The 6,476-nt window shown below is 29.8% G+C and carries 7 protein-coding genes; 3 read left to right on the top strand and 4 right to left on the bottom strand.

The window, feature by feature from the left end:
* Window positions 1-96 precede the first annotated feature (96 nt).
* Together DW911_RS04390 and DW911_RS04385 are read right to left on the bottom strand one after the other, a co-directional pair.
* Entirely contained in the window at window positions 97-885 is a 789-nt protein-coding gene (locus DW911_RS04390; RefSeq protein ID WP_118432999.1) for a zinc dependent phospholipase C family protein, read from the bottom strand.
* 1 nt (window position 886) lies between these two features.
* Window positions 887-1,240, bottom strand: coding sequence for an arsenate reductase family protein (locus tag DW911_RS04385; RefSeq protein WP_118433000.1), 354 nt, complete (start codon window positions 1,238-1,240; stop codon window positions 887-889).
* A gap of 192 nt (window positions 1,241-1,432) precedes the next feature.
* Here DW911_RS04385 and mgtE point away from each other — a divergent pair, with 192 nt between their 5' ends.
* Window positions 1,433-2,779: a magnesium transporter gene (gene mgtE / locus DW911_RS04380; RefSeq protein WP_118433001.1), complete on the top strand. Its 1,347-nt coding sequence runs from the start codon at window positions 1,433-1,435 to the stop codon at window positions 2,777-2,779.
* 35 nt (window positions 2,780-2,814) lie between these two features.
* Here mgtE and DW911_RS04375 read toward each other — a convergent pair whose 3' ends face one another.
* Window positions 2,815-3,441, bottom strand: a complete 627-nt coding sequence (locus DW911_RS04375) for an HAD family hydrolase (protein WP_118607517.1) — start codon at window positions 3,439-3,441, stop codon at window positions 2,815-2,817.
* Window positions 3,442-3,518: 77 nt separating this feature from the next.
* Window positions 3,519-4,616 carry a PfkB family carbohydrate kinase gene (locus DW911_RS04370; RefSeq protein ID WP_118433003.1) on the bottom strand — a complete coding sequence of 366 codons (1,098 nt, stop codon included), beginning with the start codon at window positions 4,614-4,616 and terminating at the stop codon, window positions 3,519-3,521.
* A 210-nt stretch (window positions 4,617-4,826) separates the two neighbouring features.
* On the opposite strand from DW911_RS04370, the gene DW911_RS04365 reads away from it, so the two are divergent.
* Together DW911_RS04365 and DW911_RS04360 are read left to right on the top strand one after the other, a co-directional pair.
* Entirely contained in the window at window positions 4,827-5,756 is a 930-nt protein-coding gene (locus DW911_RS04365; RefSeq protein WP_118607516.1) for a PfkB family carbohydrate kinase, read from the top strand.
* Window positions 5,757-5,775: 19 nt separating this feature from the next.
* Complete coding sequence (locus DW911_RS04360) at window positions 5,776-6,471, top strand: phosphoribosylanthranilate isomerase (RefSeq protein WP_118607515.1); 696 nt, start codon at window positions 5,776-5,778, stop codon at window positions 6,469-6,471.
* Window positions 6,472-6,476 lie beyond the last annotated feature (5 nt).

Genomic DNA, 6,476 nt, shown 5'->3' with positions numbered 1-6,476 from the left:
TGTATTTACATCCCCTAGATATTTTATAGGTTCCTCCCCACGATATTTTAAAGCGGACCTCTAAGCTACAGATATTTTAATATACCGAATAAACTTCTATAAGGTTTTCATTGATTCATAATCATGATGAAAACGAGATGATAGTGGTTGATGATGAAAGTAATCAAGTAATATTTTTTCAGTTTCATTTAGTGTTTGTTGATATAAAATATCTAAATGATCTAATTCATGATCAAGATAATGATTTGTTTTATAATTCATGACTAGACCTTGTAAGTCTTTAAAATGACCTGTAAGTTGGAATCCTAAATAAAGGATTCCTCTTTTTAATATGTTGGGTGCTAATAAGAGATGATCGTAAGTATGCATACTACGAAGTATTTCTTCGATTTCTAGATATGAAAATTGAGGAAAGAAGTGTTGAATATGAGAGACTGTATATTCATTTACAACAATATGACGATACAATAAAGTATGAGTAGGTTTTAAATGATTTTTAATCATAAATCTTGCATCATATTGTGACTCTATTTCAAAGTGACTTATATGCTTTGTATTGATGATTTCTTGAATATAGCCATGTAAACGACTATCTAATAAATAATGACAGATAAATCCTAAAATATAGACTAACTGATCTTCGTTTTCTATATGTTGTCTTGCTTGATTAAAAAAAGGAGCAGCCATAGTGTGGTGCATGTTATTGCCATATCTATTTAACTTATCTTTGAAATAATAAGGACGATGATAAAAGAAAATATCTGGTCCATGAAGACCAATATTAAATAAGTCTATATGTTTTAAAATCATTTCTTTTAATTCTTGATTTTGCATTTGGCAAAGCAAATCTTGACCAAATTGATAATGTGTGTATCCGGCTGGCATTTTATTTACCTAATTTTTCATATTCTGTTTCTTTAAAGCCAACAAGGACATGATCATCGGTTTCTAAAATAGGTCTTTTGATTAACATACCATCACTAGCTAAAAGTTCTAATTGTTGTTCTTCGCTCATATTTGGTAATTTATCTTTTAAATTTAATTCTCGATATTTCATACCTGAAGTATTAAAGAATCTTTTTAGTGGTAAACCACTTTTTAAATAGAGAGCCTTCATTTCTTCTTTATTTAATTTTTCTTCTACAATATGACGATCATGAAATGAAATTTGATGCTCCTGTAGGTATTTTTTTGCTTTTTTACATGTTGAACATTTAGGATACTCAATAAATTGATACATTTTTTATTCCTCCTTTAGTATATATAAAAATATTAACATACTTTTTACTTTAAAAGATAAAACTTTGTGTTAAAATAAATGAGGTTAGGAGGTGGTAAAATGATAATCGACCCGATACCCGGTGGAAATGATGATAATCACGAGGATCATTTGCCACCCTCGGTAAATAATCCTCTTTAAAAGGAGGAAAATATGACAAAGAAAATGACATCAGAAGAATTAAAGAATTTAATTCTTCATGGAAATGTTGAAATTCTTAAAGAAGTTATGGAAAGTGTCCATCCTGCTGATATTTTGGATATCTTACATGATGATGAAGAATCAACAAAAGAAATTCTAGAACATTTACCTAATGAAGTTATTGGGGATATTTTAGATGAAGAAGATGATGAAGAAACTATTTATGAATGGTTAAATTTATTTTCTAAATACAAACAAAAACAAATTTTAAATGAAGTCAGTAATGACGTTATTACCGATTTAATTGGTGCCTTAGAAGATGATAAAAAAGAAGAAATTCTTAAATTATTAGCTCAAGATGATAAGGAAGACGTAGAACAATTACTACAATATGATCCTGAAACTGCAGGGGGGATCATGACAACAGAATATATAGATATTCGTGCTAAAAATACAGTTAAAGATACTTTACTTTTTTTACAACAAAACACAGAAGAAGATGCACGTTATTATTTATATGTTGTTGATCAAGATAATGTATTAAAAGGAGTTGTATCTTTAAGAGATTTAGTAACAAGTCCTTTTGATACACCAATGATGGAAATAACAAATCAAAATGTTAAATCTATTTTATATTATGAAGATCAAGAAGAAGTAGCAAAAACCTTTAGTAAATATGGTTTTATCTTAATGCCAGTTGTTGATGAAGAAAATCATTTATTAGGGGTTATTGATTTTGATGATGTTATGGATGTCATCGAAGAAGAAACTACTGAAGATATGAACTTATTAGGTGGGGTTGGTTCTGAAGAAAGATTAGACTCTACTTTATATGAATCATTTAGAAATAGAATCCCATGGCTTATTGTAAATTTATTTACAGCCATCATGGCTTCAAGTGTTGTTAATGTATTTGAAGGAACTATTGCTAAGGTTGTTGCTTTAGCGACGATCAGTCCGATTATTACTGGAATGGGTGGTAATGCCGGAACTCAAACATTAACAATTATTGTTCGAGGTTTATCTTTAGGAGAACTCGATAAAGAAAATGCTAGAAAAATCTTATTTAAAGAAATTGGACTAGGAATTTTAAATGGTATTGTTATAGGGGCTATGGTCAGTCTAGGAGCATGGGCTTTTGCTGGAAATCCATGGTTTGGTATTGTAACTGGTTTAGCGATGATCAGTAATATGATTATTGCGACATTATCTGGTTATTTTGTACCTGTTATTTTAGATAAATTAAAGGTTGATCCAGCACTAGCAAGTGGCGTATTTGTTACAACATGTACAGATATGTTTGGCTTCTTTGCCTTTTTAGGACTTGCTACAATATCTATGCCATACTTAATAAAATAAAGGACTAAACTTGGGGAAGTTTAGTCCTTTATCTTTTAAATAAGTGTCTTAAGATCAGCAAAACGAACTAATCTATTTTTTATTTTATCCAAAGAGGAATCAGCCGATAGGTCCCATGATGCCAGGTAGAATGTAACACCAGCGTGGCATGCTGATAGGTAATCACTATAAGTATCACCTACATAAATAGAATTTTCTTTTTGACTATTTAGTTGATTTAAAGCATAGGTAATGGGTTCACCATCGGGCTTTGGATGAGTGATATCATCAGATGTGACAATGATATCAAATAAATGATTAATATTTAATTTATAAAAATCATTTTTCATATGTTCTTTTGTTTTTGATGTAACAATACCTAATTTTATATTTTTGGATTTAAGAAACAAGAGTGTATCCTGTACATCATGATATAGATTTGGTAAATTGGGATTATTTTTAACATAATAAGTCCAACTGTCTTGTAATTCTTGTTGTTTTATGGGCTGCTTAGTAAACAAGGCAGCGACTTCTTTTTCATGCATTCCCATTGTAGATTCAAGAGTACTTATAGGAACTTCTATATCGAGAGTTTTTTTTAATGCTAGTTTTAAACATGATAAAAGGCATGATTTGCTATCGAGCATTGTTCCATCAATATCTAAAAGAATTGTGTCAATCATTATATCACCCTCTTTCAATATAAAATGATAAATAATTAAAGTAAACAAAATATTAAAAAATAAACATTTGTTTAAAATTAATACTCAGGTTCAAAGATTTTGCGCTCTTCATCAACTAAATTTTCAACATTTAGTTTATAACTAATTGGTTGTTTACTTTTAGCACATATTGAAATAGCTGTATAACCATAGCGCATAATCTTTTGCCAAGATAATTGTTTTTGTAACCCCCAAATAATCACACTGGTTAAAATAGCTGTTGCTCCATTAGTGTTAGAAATATCTGTTAGAGTCTTTTTAATATGGAGTTTATGTTCTTTACTTTCAAAATAGAGACCTTGATTAACTGAATAAACTGCGATATGTCTAATATTTTTAGTAAGCAAGAAACGAATAGCACTTTTAATATCAGTAAATTTTTTACCATAGTAGTTAAGTAATGCTTCTAATTCTTTTGGTGTAGTGACTAAAACATCAATTTGCATATTCTCTTGTAGAATACGAATATCTTTATTGATTGAAGTTGTTTTAATGATAATAGGAACTTCAACATGCTCATATAGATAATTAAAACTTTCTTCGGGTATATTAGTATCTAATGCACAATATTGAGAACTATTGATTTTATCTAAATATTTAGATAAGAAAGTGGGTGTCATTCGATTATAGATTTCCATATCATTAATACCAACAATTTTAATTCCTTGAGAATTATCAATATACATAAAAGAAGAGGTATGTTCTCCATCCATCTTTTCACAACAAGAAACATCCATATTGTTATCTTTACAATCACGAATAAACTTCTCACCATTAAGATCATCTCCATATACCGAGATAAAATAATTTTGGACATTGAGTTTTGTAAGTCCAAAGGCAATATTACGTCCAGCACCTCCTAAAGAGTAATAGATTTTACCGGGGTTAGAGTTGTTGGTAATTAAACGATCATTAGGAATTCCTAGAATATCTAAATTGTTTCCCCCAATTACAGAAACAAAATTATCTTGATTAATAATATATCCTTTTCCTTTGATATATCCTTTTTTCATCAAGTTATGAATATGAGCAGCAACACCAGAACGAGTGATCATCAGTTGACTAGCTAATTCATCTTGAGAAATAAGAGGATTATTTTTTAATATTTCTAATATTTCAAGTTCACGTTCAGTCATTTTTATTTATCCTTTCATCTTGTAAGCGTTAGTAAATATTTTAAACTTTCGTTTATTTTTTTATTATTTGTTTATAAAATACGCCTTTTTGTTAGAAAAATCAATAAACAAAAGTTCAGATTGTAAACATTTGTTACGTTGGAAGCGTTTACCGCATATAATTTAAGTGTCGAAAGAAATAAAACGTAACAAACGAAAGGATGAAAAGAAATGAAAGATTATGTAGTTGTAGTTGGAGGACTTAACATCGATATCGCTGGATTATCTGGTAAAGTATATCGTGAAAAAGATTCTAACATTGGAGAAGTAACAATTAATATTGGTGGTGTTGGACAAAACATCGCGCAAAACTTAACAAGATTAGATACACCAACATATTTAGTAACAGTATATGGTGATGATAACTTTGGTAAAATTGCTCAAATGGAATGTCAAAAAAATAACATCAGTTTAGAATATGCTGAACAAATTAAAGATTCTAGAAGTTCTATTTACTTATATGTAAATGATAATGAAGGAGATTTAGTTACAGGTATTAATGATATGAAAATCTGTGAAAATATTACTCCTGAATTCTTAGCAAAAAGATTAGACTTCATTAATGGAGCTAAAATTGTTGTTGTAGATTGTAACTTATCTAAAGAATCAATCGAATGGCTTTGTGAAAATGTAACAAGTCCAATCTTTGTTGATCCTGTATCAGTTGCTAAAGTAGATCGTATTGAAAATGTATTAGATAAACTTGATACTTTAAAACCAAATGAATTAGAAGCAGAACTTTTAACTGGTATTAAAGTTGTTGATGAAGAAACTGCTCGTCAAGCAGCAATAGCATTAAATAATAAAGGTGTTAAAAATGTCTTTATCTCTCTTGGATCACATGGTATTTTATGTTCTAAAGAAGGAGAAGAAGCACTTGTTAAACCTTTAGCTAAAAAGATTGTAAGTACTAATGGTGCAGGTGATTGTTCAATGGCTACATTAGTATGGGCAAGATTTAATCATGGTGAAGAACTTCCTTTAGAAGAAGTTGGTCTTTATACTCAAGCAGCAGCAAGTATTAATGTTGAATCTCCTTTAGCTGTATCACCTGAATTAAATGTTAAAGAAGTATTAAAACGTGTAGAAGAAGCAAAATAGAAGGGAAATAGAAGTAAAAATGGTAGTAAAACAAATTTATTCAATCGTTAATTATAACGAAGCAGTACAAGTTATGGATGCAGGAGCTGATCATATTGGATTAGTGCCTATGCAATCTGGTGGAGTTCCAGCACATCGTGTTCCTTATGATGTTGTTGATAAAATCTATGGAGAAGCAAAAGCAAGAGGTGTTAAAACTGTAGCCATCATGCTTAATAAAGATGTTGAAGAAATGTTCTTCATTGTTAAAAGAATTAAACCTGATATCGTACATATCGCTGGTATGGATTATACAGCAGATCAAGCATTCGCTGCTCGTCTTCATAAAGAATGTCCTGGTGTTAAATTAATGCAAGCTATCTTAGTAGATGGACCTGGTGCTGTAGATCGTGCTAAAGAATATGCTAAATATTGTGATTTCTTATTAACAGATACAGGACTTGCTAAAGATACAGGAATTGGAGCAAGTGGAAAAACACATGATTGGGACATTGATGTTCAAATCGTAAACGCTGTTAATGTTCCAGTTATTATTGCTGGAGGTTTAGGACCTGATAATGTAGAAGAATGTATTAGAACAATTAAACCTTATGGTGTTGATTCTTTATCTAAAACTTCATTTAAATTCAATGATGGTGTGATTGAAAAGAACATTCCTGCAGTAAAAGAATTCTGTGAAAAAGCAGATAAAACATCTAAAGAATTAGGTTTATAGGAGTA

This window comes from Erysipelatoclostridium sp. AM42-17, from assembly GCF_003480255.1.
In the GTDB taxonomy this organism is placed as follows: Bacteria; Bacillota_I; Bacilli_A; order Erysipelotrichales; family Coprobacillaceae; genus Faecalibacillus.
This window is presented reverse-complemented; position numbering and strand designations above follow the sequence as displayed.